The following is a 19,539-nucleotide window of genomic DNA, read 5'->3' as shown; positions in this document are numbered from 1 at the left end:
CCAGACTATGCGGTTCCGGCCCGGTCTGTGGCATGTCCCCGTACACCTGGGGAAAAATCCAGGGCTTGCAGGCGCTCCCGGCCTGCATTATAATAATGGGCAGGGTACAACGTGAATTTCCGCCCGGGAGGCGGACCACAGGGAGGACAACATGGAGAAACGGCATTTCTCGTCCATCGGGGAGGACATCTCCCTGCTGGGCTATGGCTGCATGCGCTTTCCCACCCGCAAGAGCGACGGTATGATCGCTGTCCGGGAGAGCCGCCGCCTGCTGGAGCGGGCCCACGAGGCGGGTGTCAACTACTTTGACACGGCCTGGAACTACCACAAGGGGGAGAGCGAGCCCTTCCTGGGGCAGCTGCTGGCCAAATGGGACCGGAGGAGCTTTCACCTGGCCACCAAGCTGCCCACCTGGCTGGCCAAGTCCGCCTCCGACGCGGAGGATATCTTTACCCGCCAGCTCCAGCGCTGCCGGGTGGACTACTTCGATTTCTACCTGGCCCACAGCATCACCGCCGAGCACTACGCCACCTTCCAGGCCTCCGGGGCCTACCAGGTACTCTCCCACGAGAAGGCCCGGGGCCGCATCCGCCGGCTGGGCTTCTCCTTCCACGACCGGCCCGAGCTGCTGGAGCGCATTCTGGACGACCACCAGTGGGACTTTGTCCAGCTCCAGCTCAACTACCTGGACTGGGACCTGCAAAACGCCAAGCGCCAGTATGAGATCGTCACGGAGCGGGGCCTGCCCGTCATCGTGATGGAGCCGGTGCGGGGCGGGGCCCTGGCCAATCTGACCCCCGCGGCTCGGGCCGTGCTGGAGGAGGCCGCCCCGGGGAAGAGCGCCGCCTCCTGGGCCCTGCGGTACGCCGCCTCCCTGCCCGGGGTGATGACCGTGCTCTCCGGCATGTCGGCCATGGAGCAGGTGGAGGACAACATCGCCACCATGTCCCCCTTCCAGCCCCTCTCGGAGGAGGAGCGGGCCGTGCTGGCCAGGGCGGTGGAGGTGTACCGCTCCGCCGGCACCATCCCCTGCACCGGCTGCCGGTACTGCACCGACTGCCCCAGACATGTGGACATTCCCCGCATCTTCGCCATCTACAACCAGTTCTGCGTGGACGGCAAAAAGAGCTCCTTTGACAACACCTGGGACCTGATCCCCGAGTCCATGCGGCCCGACCAGTGCGTCCGCTGCGGCCAGTGCGTGGACCGCTGCCCCCAGCACATCCCCATTCCCGACCGGATCGCGGAGGTGGCCGCCGCTGCCGCCGAGGCCGCAAAGGGCTGAGGTTTTCCACCCTTCGGACGTATTCTGTGGACAAAAAAGCAGGATGCCCGGCGCACTGTGCGCGCCGGGCATCCTGCTTTTGATTTGGAAGAGAGAGGAATAGAAGAGGGAGAAATGAAAAACTAGCTTTTTATATGGAAACACGGGGAGCCGTGCTGTCTCTGGTCCGCCACAACAGCCCGAGGCGGTATCGGTGGATTTCCTTTGCTGTGACTATAGGATAGCACTGGGACAGAGGCAATTGTTGGACGGATTTTAAATAAGATATGAAGATTATGTAAACACCCTGATTTTGTTCCCCCCTCCCCGGCGCAGACGCGACATTTGTCTTGACTGCCTCCGGCCGGTCGTTTATACTGATTAAGTCGGAGGTCAAGCGGCCTCCCTGGGGCCCAGAAGGGCCCCGCTCACAGTCTTTTTTCCTCTCCCCGGCCCAGCGTGCGGCAGAGCGCCGCGCAGGATGTCAGAAGGCATGCCCCATTGCGGGTGTGTCTTTTTTTGTTGCCCCGGGGGAGGATATTCTTTCCTCAGGAGGATATTTATGACCCTTCAGGACTTTTTCCGGGAGAATCCCAGGGCCGCCCTGGCCTTTTCCGGCGGGGTGGACTCGGCCTATCTCCTCTGGGCGGCCAGGGAGTGGGCCCAGGACGTGAAGGCCTACTATGTCCACTCTCCCTTCCAGCCCGCCTTTGAGCTCTCCGACGCCAAGCGGCTGGCGGAGGAGCTGCGCATGCCCATGGCGGTGCTGGAGGCCGACGTGCTGTCGGTGCCCGGCGCGGCGGCCAACGGCCCAGACCGGTGCTACCACTGCAAGACCGCCCTGTTCACCCTGCTGAAGGGGGCGGCCCTGGCCGACGGGTACACTCTGCTCATGGACGGCACCAACGCCTCGGACGACGCCGGCGACCGGCCCGGCATGCGGGCGCTGGCCGAGCTGGCGGTCCGCTCCCCCCTGCGGGAGTGCGGCATCACCAAGGCTGAGGTACGGCAGCGCTCCAGAGAGGCGGGGCTGTTCACCTGGGACAAGCCCGCCTATGCCTGTCTGGCCACCCGGGTACCCACGGGCACGGCCATCACCCGGGAGGCCCTAACGGCGGTGGAGGGGGCGGAAAGCGCCCTGGCCGCCCTGGGATACCGGGATTTCCGGGTGCGGCTGTTCCACGGCGCGGCCCGGCTCCAGCTGACGGAGCGGGACTTTGCCCGGGCGGCGGGCGAGCGGGCGGCGGTCAAAGCCGCCCTCTCCCCCTGGTTTGAGACGGTGCTGCTGGACTGCGATACACGGACGGGAGGCTGACGGATATGGACAATAAACGAGAGATTCTCTCCCTGCTCCGGTCGGTGGCGGCGGGGGAGGCCACCCCCGAGGAGGCCCTGCTGGAGCTGAAGCTGTCCCCCTTCGCGGATTTGGGGTACGCCAAGGTGGATTACCACCGTTCGGTGCGCCAGGGCAACGCGGAGGTGATCTACGGCGCGGGCAAGACGCCGGAGCAGATCGCCGGTATTGTGGCGGCCATGCACAGCCGGGGCTGCGGCAACATCCTCATCACCCGTATGGGCCCGGAGGCGGCGGAGTTCGTGAGTCGGACGGCAGAGCTGGACTACCACGCCGACGCCAGGCTGGCGGTGGCCTGGCCCCGGACGGACACCCCCTCCCTGGGCCACATTGTGGTGGCCACCGGGGGCACCAGCGACCTGCCGGTGGCCGAGGAGGCCGCCCTCACCGCCGAGGCCATGGGCAACCGGGTCACCCGGCTGTACGACGTGGGGGTGTCCGGGCTCCACCGGCTGCTGTCCAGGCTGGACGTGCTCATGTCCGCCCGGTGCGTGGTGGCGGTGGCGGGCATGGAGGGGGCCCTGGCCAGCGTGGTGGGCGGCCTGGTGGACTGCCCGGTCATCGCCGTGCCCACCAGCGTGGGGTACGGCGCCTCCTTCCACGGCCTGTCCGCCCTGCTGTCCATGCTCAACTCCTGCGCCTCCGGCTCCGCCGTGGTCAACATCGACAACGGCTTCGGCGCCGGGTATCTGGCCAGCATGATCAATCAGATGGAGGGCCTGCCCTCCCAAGACCAACACAAGGAGGCTTCACCGCTGTGAAGATTCTGTACCTGGAGTGCAATATGGGCGCCGCCGGCGACATGCTCATGTCCGCCCTCTACGAGCTGCTGCCCGACAAGGCGGCCTTTGTCAGCACCATGAACTCCCTGGGTCTGCCCGGGGTGTCCCTCTCCCCCCTGTCCGCCAAGACCTGCGGCATCGCAGGTACCCGGATGGAGGTGACTGTGGGCGGTGAGGAGGAGGAATCCCACGACATGCCCATGGCCGCCGCTGAGGGGCATATCCACGTCCATCCCCACGGCCATGACCACCATGGCCACGACCACTGTCACCCGGAGGACCCCCACTGTCCCGGCCACGACCACTGCCACGAGCACCACCATGAGCATGACCACGAGCACGACCATGAGCACGGCCACGGCCATCACCACCATCACCACGCCTCTCCCGGCCACATCGCTTCTCTCATCGGCGGCCTGCCCCTGCCCGAGGAGGTGAAGGCCCACGCCCAGGCGGTGTACGATTCCATTGCCGCCGCCGAGACCAAAGCCCACGGCTGCCCGGTGGAGGAGGTCCACTTCCACGAGGTGGGGGCCCTGGACGCGGTGGCCGACGTGGTGGGCGTGTGCTACGCCATGTATCTGCTCTCCCCGGACAAGATCGTGGCCTCCCCGGTCCACGTGGGCAGCGGCTTTGTCCGGTGCGCCCACGGGGTGGTGCCGGTGCCCGCCCCCGCCACCGCCTTCCTGCTGGAGGGGGTGCCCTCCTACGGCGGAGAGGTGCAGGGGGAGCTGTGCACCCCCACCGGGGCCGCCCTGGTGGCCCACTTTGCCCAGGCGTTCGGCCCCATGCCCGTCATGACCACCCGCGCAATCGGGTACGGCGTGGGCAAGAAGGAGTTTGACCGGGCCAACTGTGTCCGGGCCTTCTGGGGCGAGACGGCGGACGCCGCCAACGGGGAGATCGCCGAGCTGGTGTGCAATGTGGACGACATGACCCCCGAGGCCCTGTCCTACGCCTGCGCCCGGCTGCTGGAGGCGGGGGCGCTGGACGTGTACGCCACCCCCGGCGTGATGAAAAAGGGCCGTCCCGGCCATGTGATTACCGTGCTGTGCGACCCGGCCATGGAGGACCAGCTGGCCCTGGCTGTCCTGCGGGAGACGTCCACCAACGGCCTGCGGGCCCGCCGGTGGGGCAAGTACTTTCTCACCCCCGGCCACGAGACGGCGGACACCCCCTTCGGCCCCATCCGCATCAAGACGGCCCAGGGCTGGGGCATTGCCCACCGGAAGCCGGAGTTTGACGACGTGGCCGCCGCGGCCCGCCGGGCGGGGGTCCCCTTCGCCCAGGTGTGGGAGGCGGCCCTGACCGGAACAAAAAAGGAGGAATCTTCCCATGAATGAGGCACTCTGGAACAAATGCGCGGAATTTCACGGCCACAAGTGCCCCGGCCTGGCCACCGGCTTCCGGGTGGCCACCGAGGCCATGGCAAAGCTGGGCCTGGACGCCCCGGAGGCCGACGAGGAGCTGGTGTGCGTCACCGAGAACGACACCTGCGCCGTGGACGCGGTGCAGGTCATCACCGGCTGTACCATGGGCAAGGGCAATCTCATCTACCGGGGCACCGGCAAGATGGTCTTCACCTTCTACTGCCGCAAGAGCGGCAGGGGCCTGCGGGTGGCGGTGAAGCCCGGGGACCGGACTATGGACCGGCCCGCCCGGCAGAACTGGCTCCTCACCGCCCCGGTGGAGGAGGTGCTCTCTTTCTCGGAGCCCACCCGGCCGGTGCCTGAGAAGGCCCGCATCTTCGGCAACGTGACCTGCGCCCAGTGCGGCGAGACCATCCCCGAGCACAAGGCCCGGCTCCACCAGGGCCAGCTGCTCTGCCTGGACTGCTTCCAGCCCTACGACCGGGGCTGGTGACCCGTCCGGCAAACGGCGGAAGCCGTCTGCCGGAGAAAGGATGCAGCCCCATCTTCAAAGCCTCTGACCTTCCAGACACTGCAAAGGAGTTTTCCCATGAAAAAGCAAACCCGTCTCACCGCCCTGCTGCTCTCCCTGCTGCTCCTGGCCGGATGCGCCGCCGCGCCCACCGCCACCTCTCCCTCCCCGTCCGCTTCTCCGGAGCAGACCGCCGGAACAGGCGGCACCCGCACCATCACCGACGCCGCCGGGCGGCAGGTGGAGATCCCCGAGACCGTGTCCTCCGTGGTGTGCGTGGGGGTGTGCACCCTGCGGTACACCACCTACCTCCAGGCCCAGAACCTGGCGGTGGGGGTGGAGAGCGACGAGGTGGGAGCGCCCATCACCAAGCCCTTCAGCTACTTCAATCAGGACCTGTTCGCCTCCCTGCCCGTCACCGGCAACAACGGCGAGACCTATGACGAGGAGATCCTGAAGGCCGATCCCGACGTGATCGTGGCCAACACCGACGCCGACAGCGCCCAGGCCCTCCAGGACAAGACGGGCATCCCGGTGGTGGTGGTGCCCCTCAACGAGGGCATGTTCGACGACAACGTGTTCCAGATCCTCTCCATCCTGGGGGAGGTGTACCACAGGGAGGACCGGGCGGAGGAGCTGGCGTCCTACCTGAAGGGCATCCAGGCCGACCTGGCCGACCGCACCGCCGGTGTGGCCGACGCGGACAAGCCCACGGTGTACGTGTCCGGCGTGTCCTTCAAGGGCTCCCACGGCTTTGAGGGCACCGAGGCGGGGTACGCCCCTCTGGCGGCCATCAGCGGGGTGAACCTGGCCGACACCACCGGCCAGACCGGCGCCTTCAGCCTGGACCCGGAGCAGGTGCTCACCTGGGACCCGGACGTGATCTTTGTGGACTTCAACGGCCTGTCTCTCATCAACGAGGACTACGCCTCCAACCCGGACTTCTACAACAGCCTGACCGCTGTGAAAGAGGGCCGGGTGTACAGCCAGATCTCCTTCCGGTACAGCGCCACCAACACCGAGCTGGCCCTGGCCGACGCCTACTACATGGGCAAGGTGCTCTATCCGGAGCAGTTTGCCGACGTGGACATTGCCGCCAAGTTCGACGAGATCTTTCAGACCATGCTGGGGGTGGAGGACGCCTACGCCCAGTACCAGGCGGCGGGCTACCAATTCAAGGAGATGACCCTGGGTGGCTAAGGGCGCGGACGCGGTGCGCCTGAGCGCGCCGGAGGCCTACTCCCGCCACCGGGCCAGAAATATCGGCGTCCTGCTGGCCCTGTGCGCCGTGCTGCTGGCGGCGGCCCTGCTGTCCCTCCGGGCCGGGTCCTACAACACGCCGGTGCTGGAACTCATCAAGGGCATCGCAGGCCGGGCGGAGGACAACAGCGTCAACATCGTGGTGCGCAACATGCGCCTGCCCCGGATCTGCACCGCCATTCTGGGCGGCGCGGGGCTGGGTGTGGCGGGCGTGGTGCTTCAGTCGGTGCTGCGCAACCCCCTGGCCTCCTCCAGCACCCTGGGCATCTCCCAGGGCGCCGGATTCGGCGCCGCCTTCGCCATCATCGTGCTGGGCGCCGGGCTCCAGGCCGGGGGCGGCGTCACCTTCTCCAACCCGGCCCTCATCGGCCTGTGCGCCTTCGGCGGCAGCATTGCCGTGTCGGTGCTCATTCTGGCCCTGTCCCGCCTGCGTCAGATCACCCCCGAGGCCATGGTGCTCTCCGGCGTGGCCCTCAGCTCCCTGTTCTCCGGGGCCACCACCCTGCTGCAATATTTTGCCGACGAGGTACAGCTCACCTCCCTGGTGTTCTGGACCTTCGGCGACCTGGGCCGCACCGGCTGGAGCGAGGTGGGCATCATGGCGGCGGTAGTGGCCGCCGCCGGGCTGTACTTCTTCTGCAACCGCTGGAACTACAACGCCCTGGAGAGCGGCGAGCAGACCGCCGTCAGCCTGGGGGTGAACGTGAGCCGCCTGCGCCTGGTCAACGTGCTCGTCTGCTCGGTGGTGGCGGCGGTGGTGGTGTCCTACGTGGGCATCATCAACTTCATCGGCCTGGTGGCCCCCCACATGGTCCGCCGCTTCCTGGGCAACAACTACTGCTATCTCATCCCCGGCTCCGCCCTCATGGGGGCCGTGCTGCTGCTGCTGGGGGACCTGGTGGCCCGGAACGTGGTGGCCCCGGTGGTGCTGCCCATCGGCGCCATCACCTCCTTCCTGGGGGCTCCCCTGTTTCTCTACCTGCTGTTCAAAGGACGGAACCGCTCATGATGACTGTGGAACATCTGAATTTCTCCTACCGCTGCGGCCGGCAGATTCTCCATGACGTGTCCTTTGAGGCCCGGAGCGGGGAGTGCCTGGCCATTCTGGGCAACAACGGCGCGGGCAAGAGCACCCTGCTCAAGTGCTTCAGCCACATCTTAAAGCCCCGGTCCGGTTCGGTGAAGGTGGACGGGACGGAGCTGCTCACCATGTCCCACGCCGAGATGGCCAAAAACGTGGCCTTTGTGGCCCAGAATCCCCCGGCCAGCCACCTGACGGTGTACGACATGCTGCTGCTGGGCCGCAAGCCCTACATGAAGTGGGGGGCCTCGGCGGAGGACTACCGCCTGGTGGACCAGATGCTCTCCGCCCTGGGGCTGGAGGACATGGCTGTCCGGCCCATGGACCGGCTCTCCGGCGGCGAGCAGCAGAAGATCATGCTGGCCCGGGCCCTGGTGCAGCAGCCCAGGGTGCTGCTGCTGGACGAGCCCACCAGCAATCTGGACCTGCACAACCAGTACGAGGTGCTCTCCCTGGTGCAGAAGCTGTGCCGGGAGCGGAACATCGCCGCCGTCATGGTCATCCACGACCTGAACCTGGCCCTGCGGTACTGCGACCGCTTTCTCCTGCTCCACAACGGCGGCGTCCACGCCTTCGGGGACGCGTCGGTAGTCAGCGAGGAGAACATCCGGGACGTGTATAACGTCAATGCCCGGGTCTGCCGGGTGGACGGCATCCCGGTGGTGGTGCCGGTGTGCTGAATACGCAAAAACGCCCCTGCGCCGCTGGGCGCAGGGGCGTTTTCTGTCTTGTCAGTTCCGCCGCCGGCCCAGGAAGCGGAGCAGGTAGAGGAACAGGTTGATGAAGTCCAGGTAGAGCTGGAGGGCGGCAAAGATGGAGGCCTTGGCCGCCATCTCGGGGTCATGGCCGTAGTAGGCGTGGAGGGCCTTGATCTTCTGGGTATCGTAGGCGGTGAAGCCCAGGAACACGGCGATGCCGATGAGGCAGTAGATCCGGTCCAGGGCCTGGAGGCCGGGGATGAACATGGAGATGAGGCCGAAGAGCACCAGGAAGATGAGCCCGCCCATCAGCACGGTGCGGATGCGGGACAGGTCGGCCTTGGTGACATAGCCGAAGACGGCCATGGCGCCGAAGTACAGGGCGGTGACGCCGAACACCAGCACCAGGCTGGCCACGTCAAAGATGATAAAATAGACCGAGAAGGTCACGCCGGTGAGGGCGGCGTAGGCGAAGAACAGGAACCGGGCCGCCGGGACGGACAGGCTGTTGACCCGGGCCGCCAGCACCAGGACCACCACGATCTGGGCCACAGCCAGGCCGATATAGGTGAAGGAGTTGAACAGGAGCCGGAAGCTGAAGCCGGTGATATACCCGGCCAGGGCCACGCCAAAGGTGACCGCCAGACCGGCGAACATCCAGAGGAAGGTGCGGGCGGTGTACCGGCCCACGGTCTCCACCATGCCGTAGCCGCCGTATCCCTCCTGGGTATAGTAGTTGTTTTCGTACACGGAGCATTCTCCTCTCCCCGTGGGAAAATTTCCCCCTGCGCGGCGCTCTGCCGGCGGGAGAGCACGGGATTCTGGCGTTAGTATACACGGTTTCCCCCTAAAAGAAAAGTGCCATTGGGGGAAAACTGTCCCCGCGTCAGACGCCGAACCGGCCGATGAGCCCAAGCAGGATGATGACCACGCCGGTCAGGTGCATGTACAGCGCCATTCTGGGGTTTCTGGCGCGCTCGGGCCACACCGGGTGGATGACAAACAGGAAGCCGTACATGATACAGCCCACGTTGGCGCACGCCGGTATTTTCGTGGCGGAGGCGCACGCAAAGCCGGCCAGCAGGATGGCCACGCCCAGGATGAGCTGATTTTTAAAGGTGAGTTTTTCCATTTTTCCGTCTCCTTTCCGTGTGAAAAGCGGTCTTTCTCCACTCCCTTTATACCATATCTATGCCCATATGGCAACGGCGCCGCTGTTTTCTCCATTTTGCCGCGTTGACTTTCTCGATATTCGAGTTATAATGGAGTTGGAGAAAACTCGATAATCGAGAAAGAAGGGAGACGCCATGCCCCGGGAGAAATTCAAGACCCTCACCGAGCAGATGTTTTACATTCTGCTCTGCCTGCGCCGGGAGCGCCGCGGGTCGGACATTCTGGAGGCGGTGCGGGCCCTGACCGAGGGCCGGGTGACCATCGGCTCGGGCACCCTGTACGACCTGCTGGAGCAGTTCCTGGCGGCGGGGGTGATTCAGGAGACCGAGGCGGCCGGCCGCCGCCGCAGCTACCTCATCACGGACAAGGGCCGGGAGATGCTGGACCGGGAATACCGGCGGCTCCGGAGCCAGACGGAGGACTATGACCGTGTTTTGAGAGAGGAGGCACAGGAATGAGCGAGACCAGACGCTGTTTTACCACCCTCTCCTTTTACGACCAAAAGGGGATTGAGAAGAAACTGGAGCAGATGGCCGCCCAGGGCTGGATGATCGAGCAGCCCGGCGGGCTGCTCTGGAGCTACCGGAAAATCCGGCCCCAGCGGCTGCGGTTTGCGGTGACCTACTTCCCCGACGCCTCGGAGTTTGACCCCAGCCCCAGCCAGCGGCAGCTGATAAAGGAGGACTTCTGTGCCCAGGACGGCTGGAAGCTGGCGGCCCGGTGGGACGCCATGCAGATTTTTTACACCGACCGGGCGGACGCCGTGCCCATCGACACAGACCCGGTGGCCCAGGTGGAGACCATCCACCGCACCATGTCCAAGCGGGTGCTCACCGCTCAGCTCCTGTCCCTGGCCCTCTACCTGTTTATTCTGGTGTCCCAGCTCCGTCAGCTGTGGCGGAACCCGGTGGATTACCTGTCCACTCCGTCCTATATGTTCTCCCTTCCCTTGTGGCTGCTGCTGGTGGTGTTCCCCGTCTACGAGCTGATCCACTACTTTCTCTGGCACCGGCGGGCAAAGCGGGCCGCGGAGCAGGGCGTTTTCCTGCCCGTCCACTCCAATCAGCCGTTGGGCTGGTGCCTGCTGACTGTGGCCGTCCTGCTCCTGATTCTCTCCCTGTCCGGCTCTGTCCGCAAGTTTTTGTTCCTGGCGGTGTGGCTGGCGGTCATCGTGGCGGTGGGTCTGCTGGGCCGCCGCCTGTCCAGATGGCTGAAAAAGCGGGGCGTCTCCCGCAGGGTCAATCAGGCGGCCACCATGGGCTGTATTCTGCTGCTGACCGTGGTGGGGCTGGCCGGTATCACCGCCGGCATTCTCACCGGCCTGCTCTCCTTTGGTGACAGCTGCCAGCCCGTGGGCAGCTACCAGTGGGGCAATATTACCTTGGACATCTACGACGACCCCATACCCCTGACAGTAGAGGACCTAGTGGAGACAGACACCCAGTACTCCAAGGAGGCCGACTGTCAGGAGACCTTCCTTCTCTCCCGGTGTGAATACGAGCAGCGGCCTCTCTTCAACCAGGAGGAGCGGGACTACCAGCTCAGCTACACCGTCACCGATGTCAAGCTGCCCTTCCTCCATGATCTCGTCGTGCAGAGCCTGCTGGAGGAGCATCAGGATGAGATCATCGACGACTATGTGTTTGTGGACCACTACGAGCCCATAGACGCCGCCCTCTGGGGCGCTCAGGCGGCCTATCAGGTCTACCGGGACGACGGTCCTCGGGATACCTACCTCATCTGCTGGGAGAGCCGCATGGTGGAGCTCACCTTTTACTGGACCCCCACCCCGGAGCAGATCCGCACCGCAGCAGAGCTGTTGGGCGGCTGATATGTCCCTGTAAGCAAAAAAGCACCTGAAGCCGTAGCTTCAGGTGCTGTTACTGGCGGTCGTCCGCCGAGCACGCCAACTCCTGTCTGCTTTCTGAAAACAAAAACAGCCACGTTGTTTGACGTGGCTGTTTTGCAGCGGAGACAGTAGAACTCAAATCTGCGGCCTGACCCGTTGGAGGCGGTCGCCCGCCGAACTTGCTGGCCCTTGTCCTTTTTCAGAAAAATAAATTTCAAAAAAACAAAAACACCTGAAACCTTTCGGTTTCAGGTGTTTTTGTGGTGGAGACAACAGAACTCGAATCTGTGACCTTCCGCGTGTGAGGCGGACGCTCTACCAGCTGAGCTATGCCTCCATATCTGGTATGTCCGGTCATGCCCCGTAAGGGGTTGGTGACCCGGACGGGAATCGAACCCGTGTTACCGCCGTGAAAGGGCGGTGTCTTAGCCGCTTGACCACCGGGCCGTCTGCACAGGACGGGAACCCATCCTGTTAGATTTTTATGGTAGCGGCACCTGGATTCGAACCGGGGACACTGCGGGTATGAACCGCATGCTCTAGCCAACTGAGCTATGCCGCCATGTAACCCCGTCGAACAGGGCAAGAGTTATTATATACGACACCCCCCTGTTTGTCAACGCTTTTTTCAAATTTTTTTGAAAAACTTTTTTGGTTCCCGTTCAGTCGATCTTATACCCCACGCCCCACACGGTTTTGATGAACCGGGGGCTGCGGCCGGGCTCCCCCATCTTCTCCCGCAGGCGTCGGATATGGACCATGACAGTGTTGTTCCGGTCCAGGTACTTCTCCCCCCACACGGTCTCGAACAGCTTCTCCGCGGAGATGACCTGCCCCCGGTTCTCGCACAGCATCCACAGGATGTCGAACTCCAGCGGGGTCAGGTTCAGGGGCTTGTCGTACAGGGTGCACTCGTGGGTCGCCCGGTTGATGACCAGGCCGTTGAAGTCGATGACGTCCCCCACGGTCCGGTCGTTCTCGTTGTAGTGGGTGTACCGCCGCAGCTGGGCCTTCACCCGTGCCACCAGCTCCAGGGGGTTGAAGGGCTTGGTCATGTAGTCGTCGGCGCCGATGGTCAGCCCGGTGATCTTGTCCATGTCCTCGGTGCGGGCGGTGAGCATGAGGACGGGAAAGTGGTGCTCCCGGCGGATCTCCCCGCACAGGGTAAAGCCGGAGATGTCGGGCAGCATCACGTCCAGGATGGCCAGGTCCAGCCGCTCCCGGTTCACGCACTGGAGGGCGTCGGTGCCGGTGCCGCACTTGAAGACGGTGAACCCCTCGCTCTTGAGGTAGACCTCCACCAGGTCGGCGATCTCGGGCTCGTCGTCCACCACCAGAATATTGGCCTTCACGGTCGCACCGCCTCCTTTCCTCCGATTATATCCGCCGGCCGGGACATAAGTCAAGGCCGGCGGGTATTCGTAAGGAAATGTTCAGATTCTCCTCAGAAAATCCAGCGGATGAGGCCGGAGAGGAGAAAGGCCACCACGGCGGGCATAAAGTTCTCCCAGCGCATGGGTTTTTCGGTGAGGGCCTTGACCAGCAGCACCACGCCGGCCACGGCCAGCACCCAGGGCGCCAGGGCCATGATGATCATCACGGGCACGCTGAGGATGGCCAGCACCACCGCCAGCACCACAATGGCCGCGAAGCAGCCCACGATCAGGGTAATCATACAGGATGCCTCCTTTGTTTTGTTGGGAAAATTGTACCACCGCAATGTTAAATCCTCCATAGGGGAAGGATTAAAAAAAGATAAAAAAGGGGCGCCGGGATACCGGCGCCCCTTGGACGGCATGTATTTACTTGAAGTACTCCGCGCCGCTCTCAAAGAGGGGCTGGTGCTTGTCGCCGGGGATATTGCGGGCGACCCAGGGGCCGCGGCGCTCGCTGTGGCCCATCTTGCCGAACACCCGGCCGTCGGGGGAGAAAATGCCCTCCACCGCCTCCATGGAGCCGTTGGGGTTGACGGAGATGTCCATGGAGGGCACGCCGGCGGCGTCCACATACTGGGTGGCCACCTGGCCCTTGGCGATCAGGTCCTTCAGCAGGCCCTCGGGGGCCACGAAGCGGCCCTCGCCGTGGGAGACGGGGATGGCGTGGAGGTCGCCCACCTGGCTCTTGAGCATCCAGGGGGAGTTGACGCTGGCCACCCGGGTGGTGACGTACCGGCTCTGGTGGCGGCCGATCAGGTTATAGGTCAGGGTGGGGCAGGTGTCGTCCATGGGACGGATCTCTCCGTAGGGCACTAGGCCCAGCTTGATGAGGGCCTGGAAGCCGTTGCAGATGCCCAGCATCAGGCCGTCCCGGTGCTTGAGCAGGTCGTGGACCGCGTCGGTGATGGGTCCGCTGCGGAAGAAGGAGGCGATGAACTTGCCCGAGCCGTCGGGCTCGTCGCCGCCGGAGAAGCCGCCGGGCACCACGATCATCTGGCTGCGGCGGATGGCCTCCTCCAGGGCCTGGGCGGACTCCCGGAGCTGAGCGGTGCCGCCGTTGCGCACCACCAGGATCTCCGGCTCGATGCCCGCCCGCAGGCAGGCGGCGGCGGTGTCGTACTCGCAGTTGGTGCCGGGGAAGACGGGGATGACCGCACGGGGGTGGGCCGTCTTGTGGGCGCACACCGCGGGAGAGCGACCGCTCCAGGAGATGGGCTCCACCTTGCCGGAGGTGCCGGCACGGGTGGGATAGACCTCCTCCAGCACGCCCTCGTTGATGGTCAGCAGCTGGTCCACGGTGACGGACTCGCCGCCCAGGACGATGGTGGCGGCGTCGGTGGTGTGGCCCACCAGCATGCCGCCGGGCACAGGGCCGTCGCACTCGGCCAGGATGGCGCCGCACATGCCGGTGTAGAACAGGCTGCTCTCGGCGGAGGGCTCGGCTGCAAAGCCCACCCGGTTGCCGAAGGACATCTTCATGATACCCTCGGCCAGGCCGCCGCTGCCCACTGCCCAGGCGGAGCACACCTTGCCCGCCCGGCACAGGTCATGGAAGGTCTCCCAGGTCTTCTTGATGCTGTCGTAGTCGTTATAGGTGACGCTCTGGAACAGGTAGACCGGGTGTCCGCCGGCCTTGAACTCGGGGGAGATGACCTCTCCGGCCTTGGCGGGGGCGATGGCGAAGGACACCAGCGTGGGGGGCACGTCCAGGTCCAGGAAGGAGCCGGACATGGAGTCCTTGCCGCCGATGGCGGCCACGCCCAGCTTCAGCTGGGCCCGCAGGGCGCCCAGCAGGGCCTGGAAGGGCTTGCCCCACCGCTCCGGGTCGGTGCGCAGCTTCTCAAAGTACTCCTGGAAGGAGAAATAGGCCTTTCTGTAATCGCAGCCGGAGGCCACCAGCCGGGCCAGGGACTCCACCACCGAGGCCTGGGCGCCGCCGAAGGGGTCCCGGGCCATGCGGTCGGGGTCAAAGCCCCAGGCCATGACGGAGCAGGTGTCGGTCTCGTGGCCGGGGCCCACGGGCAGCAGGGCGGCCATGGCCTGGGTGGGGCTGGTCTGGGCCGCGCCGCCGAAGGGCATGAGCACGCTGCCCGCGCCGATGGAGCCGTCGAACCGCTCCCCCAGGCCCCGCTGGGTGGCCAGATCCAGCTCGCCGGCCAGCTGGCGCAGGCGGGAGGGACGCAGCTCCTTCACATGGGCTTTGCGGGCGGGGACGGTGACGGTGATATGCTTGTCCGCGCCGTTGGAGGACAGGAAGGCACGGGACAGGCTGGCCACGGTCTGGCCGTTCCAGGTCATGACCATGCGGGGGTCCTGGGTGACGGTGGCCACCTGATAGGCCTCCAGGTTCTCGCTCTCGGCGGCGGCGATGAAGGCGGCGGCGTCCTCAGGGGCCACCACCACGGCCATGCGCTCCTGGCTCTCGGAGATGGCCAGCTCGGTGCCGTCCAGGCCGTCGTACTTCTTGCGCACCGCGTCCAGGCTGATGGCCAGGCCGTCGGCCAGCTCGCCGATGGCCACGCTGACGCCGCCGGCGCCGAAGTCGTTGCATCGCTTGATGAGTCGGGTCACCTCGCCCCGGCGGAAGAGCCGCTGGATCTTCCGCTCCTCGGGGGCGTTGCCCTTCTGGACCTCGGAGGCCATGGTATCCAGGCTCTCCAGGTTGTGGCTCTTGGAGGAGCCGGTGGCGCCGCCGATGCCGTCGCGGCCGGTGCGGCCGCCCAGCAGGATGACCACGTCGCCGGGGGCGGGGCACTCCCGCACCACGTGCTCCACGGGGGCGGCGGCCACCACGGCGCCCAGCTCCAGGTGCTTGGCCACGTAGCCGGGGTGGTAGAGCTCGGACACCTGGCCGGTGGCCAGGCCGATCTGGTTGCCGTAGGAGGAGTAGCCGGCGGCGGCGGTCTGGGCGATCTTGCGCTGGGACAGCTTGCCGCTCAGGGTCTGGTCCAGGGGGGTACGGGGGTCGCCGCAGCCGGTGACGCGCATGGCCTGGTACACATAGGCCCGGCCGGACAGGGGGTCACGGATGGCGCCGCCGATGCAGGTGGCCGCGCCGCCGAAGGGCTCGATCTCAGTGGGGTGGTTGTGGGTCTCGTTCTTGAACATGAGGAGCCAGTCCTGCTCCTCGCCGTCCACCGTGGCGGTGACGTGGACCGAGCAGGCGTTGATCTCCTCGCTCTCGTCCAGACCGGTGAGCACGCCCCGCTTCTTGAGCACCTTGGCGCCCAGGGTGGCCATGTCCATCAGGGTCTGGGGCCGGACGGCGGCCTTCTCGGGGCCGTAGACCTCCTCGCGGGCGGCCAGGTACTCCTGATAGGCCTGGGCCACCTCGCTGTCCAGGATCTCGGCGCTGTCGATGTGGGTGCCGAAGGTGGTGTGGCGGCAGTGGTCGGACCAGTAGGTGTCCACCACCCGCAGCTCGGTGACGGTGGGGTCCCGCTTCTCCTCGTCCCGGAAATAGGCCTGCATGAACTTCAGGTCGTTCAGGTCCATGGCCAGGCCGTACTCCCCCAGCATGGCGTTGAGGGCGGTCTCGTCCATGGCGGTGAAGCCGTCGATGGTCTTGACGGCCGGGGGCATGGGGTAGTCCTGGGCCAGGGTGGCGGGCTTGTCCATGGACGCCTCCCGGCACTCCACCGGGTTGATGAGGTAGCCCTTGATCCGCTTCAGGTCCCCCTCGGTGAGCTCGCCCATGAGGACGTAGACCTTGGCGCAGGCCACACGGGGCCGCTCGCCGCCGGTGAGGAGCTGGATGCACTGCTGGGCGGAGTCGGCCCGCTGGTCGTACTGGCCGGGCAGGGCCTCCACTGCCAGGATGGTGCACACGCCGCCGGGGGCGGGCATATCCTCCTCATAAAAGGTGTCGCACTGGGGCTCGGAGAACACCGTGTCCCGGGCGGCCTGCCAGGCGGCCTGGTCCAGCCCGTCCACGTCGTACCGGTTGAGAATGCGCACGCCGGTGAGGGCGGCAATGCCCAGCTGCTCCCGCAGCTCCCGCATGACCCCCATGGCCTCCACATCAAATCCGGACCGCTTCTCCACATAGCAGCGGAAGACCTGTTCCATCTTCAATTCCTCCAACAAATCAATTCTCTCTGGTTCTCTGATTCTCTATGTTCAATGCCCCTGGGGCAGTGAATCCTCCGGTCAGCCCATCTCCCAGCCGGTCAGGCCGTAGAATACGTTCTGCTGGGTGGGAGAGAGGCCGGTCAGGCTGCCCCAGTGGGTGAGCACCGACCAGTTTTTAAAGCAGATGGGGGTAATGGGCGCCGTCTCCGCCAGGTGGGCGTACAGGGCGGAGGCCGCGGCGGAGCGGCCGTCCTCTCCCGCCGCCCGGAAGGCGGCCAGCAGGGTCTGGGCGTCGGCGTCGCTGTATTTGCCGTAGTTCAGGGCCCCGGCCGGGGCGATGAGGGCGGTCAGGTCAAAGTCGCCGGTGAGTTTGACCTCCCCCAGGTACAGGTCAAACTCCCCCGCCGTCAGGGCGGCCACATAGTCCTCCCAGGCCAGCTTGTCCAGCTGCACCGTCACCCCCAGCTTCTCCAGCCCCTGGGCCAGGTACTCGGCGGCGGACACCTTGTAGGTGTTGTCCGTGTTGACAATGAAGCGCAGGCTCAGGTTCTGCCAGCCGTTGGTGCGCAGGCCGTCCGCCCCCAGGCTCCACCCGGCCCCCTCCAGCAGCTGCTCCGCCGTCTGGGGGGCGTACTCCAGGGAATCGGCCAGGGTCTGGTCGTACAGGGGGCTGGCCGGGGACACGGGCAGGGCCGCCGCCCGGGCGTGCTGGGACAGGATGGATTTGGTCACCGCCGAGCGCTCGTAGCCGTAGGACAGGGCCTTGCGCAGGCCCTGGTCGGCGCAGGGGCCGGAGGCGGTGTTGTACCCTATGTAGAGCATCACCGATGTGGCGTAGTCCCACACCTCGTAGGTGCCCGAGTAGCCCAGGGCGTTGGAGCCGGTGATGTCCACGGTGACCATGGAGATGTCCTGGGTGTCAAAGGCGTGGATCATGCCGTTGGCCTCCCGCACGTCGTGGAGGGGGATCCGCGCCAGCGGCACCGTCTCCCCCTTCCACCAGCCGGTCCTGGCCTCCAGGGCCAGGCTGTCCCCCTCTCCGGTGAGGACGTAGGGGCCGGTGCCCAGGGGGGTGCCCCCGGTCTCCTTGACCACGGGGACGTCCAGCAGGGCGGGCAGGGCGCCGTTGGGGGCGGACAGGGTGACGGTCACCGTGTTCCCCTCCCCCGCCGCCACGCCGGTGATGCCGGAAAAGCGCCCGGCGTAGGGGGAGTTCTCCCCCATGGCCAGCTGGAGGGAGTACACCACGTCGGAGGCAGTCAGCAGGCTGCCGTCGGAGAAGGTGACCCCCTCCCGCAGGGTGAAGGTCCAGATAAGGCCGGTCTCGTCGGTCTGGGCGGAGGCGCACAGCACCGGCGATGGGGTGAAGCTCTGGTCCAGCTCATAGAGCCCCTCATACATCAGGGGGGCCAGGGTCAGGTTGGTCCGGTTGCCGCCGGTGATGGGGTGGAAGGACTCGCAGGCATAGCAGGGCAGCACGAATTCCCGCTGCTCGGTCTGGGTCTGGGACTGTCCCGCCGTCTCAGTGGGGGCGGGCGTGGTGGGGGCGGGGGTCTCCTCCGCCGTCTCCGGGCCGCAGGCGGCGCAGGAGAGCAGCAGGACCCCGCTCAGCAGCAGGGCAGACAGGCGCTTTTTCATCGCTTCCCCCATTCCAGGGCGATGGCCGCCCCCTGGCTTCCCCGCTCCCCCTTGGTGAAGCGGTGGGACCAGTACTTGTCGTGGAGGCAGACGGTGCAGTCGGGGGACACGGCGATGTGGTCCTCGGTCAGCCCCTGCCGGCGGAGCCGGAAGGCGTTGATGCCCTTCAGGTCCACCCGGAACTTGCCGCCGGGATGGGCGTCGATGAACTCCAGGGCCTTGAACCCCAGGGCGGATGTCATGGCGTTGGGCACGTCCTCGCCGGTCTCAAAGCAGCAGCGGGAGATGCCCGGGCCGATGGCGGCCCGGATGTCCTCGCTGCGGCAGCCGTACAGGTCCCGCATCTTCTCGCAGGCCCGCTCCACAATGCCGTTGGCGGTGCCCCGCCACCCGGCGTGGACGGCGGCCACCACCCGGCGCACCGGGTCGTGGAGCAGGATGGGCAGGCAGTCGGCGGAGAACACCACCAGGCACAGCCCGGGCACGTCGGTGATGAGGCCGTCGGCCTCATAGTCCGGCTTCCGCGCCAGGCCGGAGCCCGCGTCGGCGGCGGTGCACACCCGCACCGTGTCCCCGTGGACCTGGCAGGAGAACACCATCTTGTCCACATCCGCGCCGATGGCGGCGCAGAAGCGGCGGTAGTTCTCCTCCACGGCCTGCCGGTCATCCCCCCGGTTCGCGCCCAGGTTCAGGGAGGCGTAGATGCCCTGGGACACGCCCCCCAGCCGGGTGGAAAAGCCGTGGACCACGCCGGGGCCCATGTCCTCGCCCTGGCCGAAGGTGACTCCATTTACCGTTTTCTCTGTAAACTTCATACATTCCCCTTTAAAAGAAAAGTGAAAAATGAAAGGAAAAACCAAAAAGGCGGTCCCGGAGGGAGGGGGTCTTCCCCGCCTCCCTCCGGAGGTTCTCAGCCCTTATTACGTTTCACTTTCCATTTTTCACTGCTGCCGGGCCTGGCCCGGTGTGTCGGTTATTGGGAAAATTTCCAGTCGCTTACTGCTGGTCGGGGTGGTACTCCTTGCAGGTGCACTTCTTCAAGGCGCGGGCGC

At 65.9% G+C, this 19,539-nt stretch carries 17 protein-coding genes and 3 tRNA genes; 10 read left to right on the top strand and 10 right to left on the bottom strand.

Going from position 1 to position 19,539, the window contains the following annotated elements; translation table 11 throughout:
- Positions 1–151: 151 nt before the first annotated feature.
- From WMO64_RS00285 to WMO64_RS00250, 8 genes are all read left to right on the top strand, one after another.
- Positions 152–1,285 (top strand): aldo/keto reductase, encoded by a 1,134-nt coding sequence (locus WMO64_RS00285; RefSeq protein WP_294522239.1) that lies wholly within the window; start codon positions 152–154, stop codon positions 1,283–1,285.
- A gap of 541 nt (positions 1,286–1,826) precedes the next feature.
- Positions 1,827–2,579 carry an ATP-dependent sacrificial sulfur transferase LarE gene (gene larE / locus WMO64_RS00280; RefSeq protein ID WP_294522236.1) on the top strand — a complete coding sequence of 251 codons (753 nt, stop codon included), beginning with the start codon at positions 1,827–1,829 and terminating at the stop codon, positions 2,577–2,579.
- 5 nt (positions 2,580–2,584) lie between these two features.
- Complete coding sequence (gene larB, locus WMO64_RS00275) at positions 2,585–3,379, top strand: nickel pincer cofactor biosynthesis protein LarB (RefSeq protein ID WP_294522233.1); 795 nt, start codon at positions 2,585–2,587, stop codon at positions 3,377–3,379.
- Positions 3,376–4,743, top strand: a complete 1,368-nt coding sequence (larC, locus tag WMO64_RS00270) for a nickel pincer cofactor biosynthesis protein LarC (protein ID WP_349230624.1) — start codon at positions 3,376–3,378, stop codon at positions 4,741–4,743. The genes larB and larC overlap by 4 nt, the downstream gene beginning before the upstream one ends.
- Positions 4,736–5,263 carry an FmdE family protein gene (locus WMO64_RS00265; protein ID WP_349230623.1) on the top strand — a complete coding sequence of 176 codons (528 nt, stop codon included), beginning with the start codon at positions 4,736–4,738 and terminating at the stop codon, positions 5,261–5,263. The genes larC and WMO64_RS00265 overlap by 8 nt, the downstream gene beginning before the upstream one ends.
- A gap of 96 nt (positions 5,264–5,359) precedes the next feature.
- Positions 5,360–6,481 carry an iron ABC transporter substrate-binding protein gene (locus tag WMO64_RS00260; protein WP_349230622.1) on the top strand — a complete coding sequence of 374 codons (1,122 nt, stop codon included), beginning with the start codon at positions 5,360–5,362 and terminating at the stop codon, positions 6,479–6,481.
- Positions 6,474–7,550 carry a FecCD family ABC transporter permease gene (locus WMO64_RS00255; RefSeq protein ID WP_349230621.1) on the top strand — a complete coding sequence of 359 codons (1,077 nt, stop codon included), beginning with the start codon at positions 6,474–6,476 and terminating at the stop codon, positions 7,548–7,550. Before WMO64_RS00260 ends, WMO64_RS00255 begins: the two co-directional genes overlap by 8 nt.
- The gene (locus tag WMO64_RS00250; protein WP_349230620.1) at positions 7,547–8,302 is read left to right on the top strand and encodes an ABC transporter ATP-binding protein; all 756 of its coding nucleotides are present in this window, start codon (positions 7,547–7,549) and stop codon (positions 8,300–8,302) included. The genes WMO64_RS00255 and WMO64_RS00250 overlap by 4 nt, the downstream gene beginning before the upstream one ends.
- A gap of 51 nt (positions 8,303–8,353) precedes the next feature.
- Here WMO64_RS00250 and WMO64_RS00245 read toward each other — a convergent pair whose 3' ends face one another.
- Positions 8,354–9,070, bottom strand: coding sequence for a Bax inhibitor-1/YccA family protein (locus WMO64_RS00245; RefSeq protein WP_294522215.1), 717 nt, complete (start codon positions 9,068–9,070; stop codon positions 8,354–8,356).
- A 136-nt stretch (positions 9,071–9,206) separates the two neighbouring features.
- Positions 9,207–9,452 (bottom strand): hypothetical protein, encoded by a 246-nt coding sequence (locus tag WMO64_RS00240; protein WP_294522212.1) that lies wholly within the window; start codon positions 9,450–9,452, stop codon positions 9,207–9,209.
- A 175-nt stretch (positions 9,453–9,627) separates the two neighbouring features.
- Between WMO64_RS00240 and WMO64_RS00235 the strand changes: the two genes are divergently transcribed.
- Entirely contained in the window at positions 9,628–9,951 is a 324-nt protein-coding gene (locus WMO64_RS00235; protein ID WP_148318009.1) for a PadR family transcriptional regulator, read from the top strand.
- Complete coding sequence (locus tag WMO64_RS00230) at positions 9,948–11,324, top strand: DUF2812 domain-containing protein (RefSeq protein ID WP_349230619.1); 1,377 nt, start codon at positions 9,948–9,950, stop codon at positions 11,322–11,324. The genes WMO64_RS00235 and WMO64_RS00230 overlap by 4 nt, the downstream gene beginning before the upstream one ends.
- Before the next feature lie 279 nt (positions 11,325–11,603).
- Here the strand turns inward: WMO64_RS00230 and WMO64_RS00225 are convergent.
- The 8 genes from WMO64_RS00225 to pgeF form a co-directional block, all read right to left on the bottom strand.
- Positions 11,604–11,679, bottom strand: a tRNA-Val gene (locus tag WMO64_RS00225).
- Positions 11,680–11,714: 35 nt separating this feature from the next.
- Positions 11,715–11,789: transfer RNA gene (locus WMO64_RS00220), tRNA-Glu, on the bottom strand.
- A 38-nt stretch (positions 11,790–11,827) separates the two neighbouring features.
- Positions 11,828–11,904: transfer RNA gene (locus WMO64_RS00215), tRNA-Met, on the bottom strand.
- A gap of 100 nt (positions 11,905–12,004) precedes the next feature.
- On the bottom strand, positions 12,005–12,694 hold the full coding sequence (gene vanR / locus WMO64_RS00210; RefSeq protein WP_349230618.1) for a VanR-ABDEGLN family response regulator transcription factor: 690 nt from the start codon (positions 12,692–12,694) through the stop codon (positions 12,005–12,007).
- Positions 12,695–12,786: 92 nt separating this feature from the next.
- A complete protein-coding gene (locus WMO64_RS00205) occupies positions 12,787–13,017 on the bottom strand; it encodes a phage-shock protein (protein WP_294522206.1) in 231 nt (76 codons plus the stop codon).
- 127 nt (positions 13,018–13,144) lie between these two features.
- Complete coding sequence (locus WMO64_RS00200; RefSeq protein ID WP_349230617.1) at positions 13,145–16,846, bottom strand: phosphoribosylformylglycinamidine synthase; 3,702 nt, start codon at positions 16,844–16,846, stop codon at positions 13,145–13,147.
- An 81-nt stretch (positions 16,847–16,927) separates the two neighbouring features.
- Positions 16,928–18,487: a peptide ABC transporter substrate-binding protein gene (locus WMO64_RS00195; RefSeq protein WP_349230616.1), complete on the bottom strand. Its 1,560-nt coding sequence runs from the start codon at positions 18,485–18,487 to the stop codon at positions 16,928–16,930.
- Positions 18,484–19,302 carry a peptidoglycan editing factor PgeF gene (pgeF, locus tag WMO64_RS00190; protein ID WP_294522535.1) on the bottom strand — a complete coding sequence of 273 codons (819 nt, stop codon included), beginning with the start codon at positions 19,300–19,302 and terminating at the stop codon, positions 18,484–18,486. The genes WMO64_RS00195 and pgeF overlap by 4 nt, the downstream gene beginning before the upstream one ends.
- Positions 19,303–19,539: the final 237 nt, after the last annotated feature.

The organism is Pseudoflavonifractor intestinihominis (assembly GCF_040096055.1).
GTDB classification, from domain to species: Bacteria; Bacillota; Clostridia; order Oscillospirales; family Oscillospiraceae; genus Pseudoflavonifractor; species Pseudoflavonifractor intestinihominis.
This window is presented reverse-complemented; position numbering and strand designations above follow the sequence as displayed.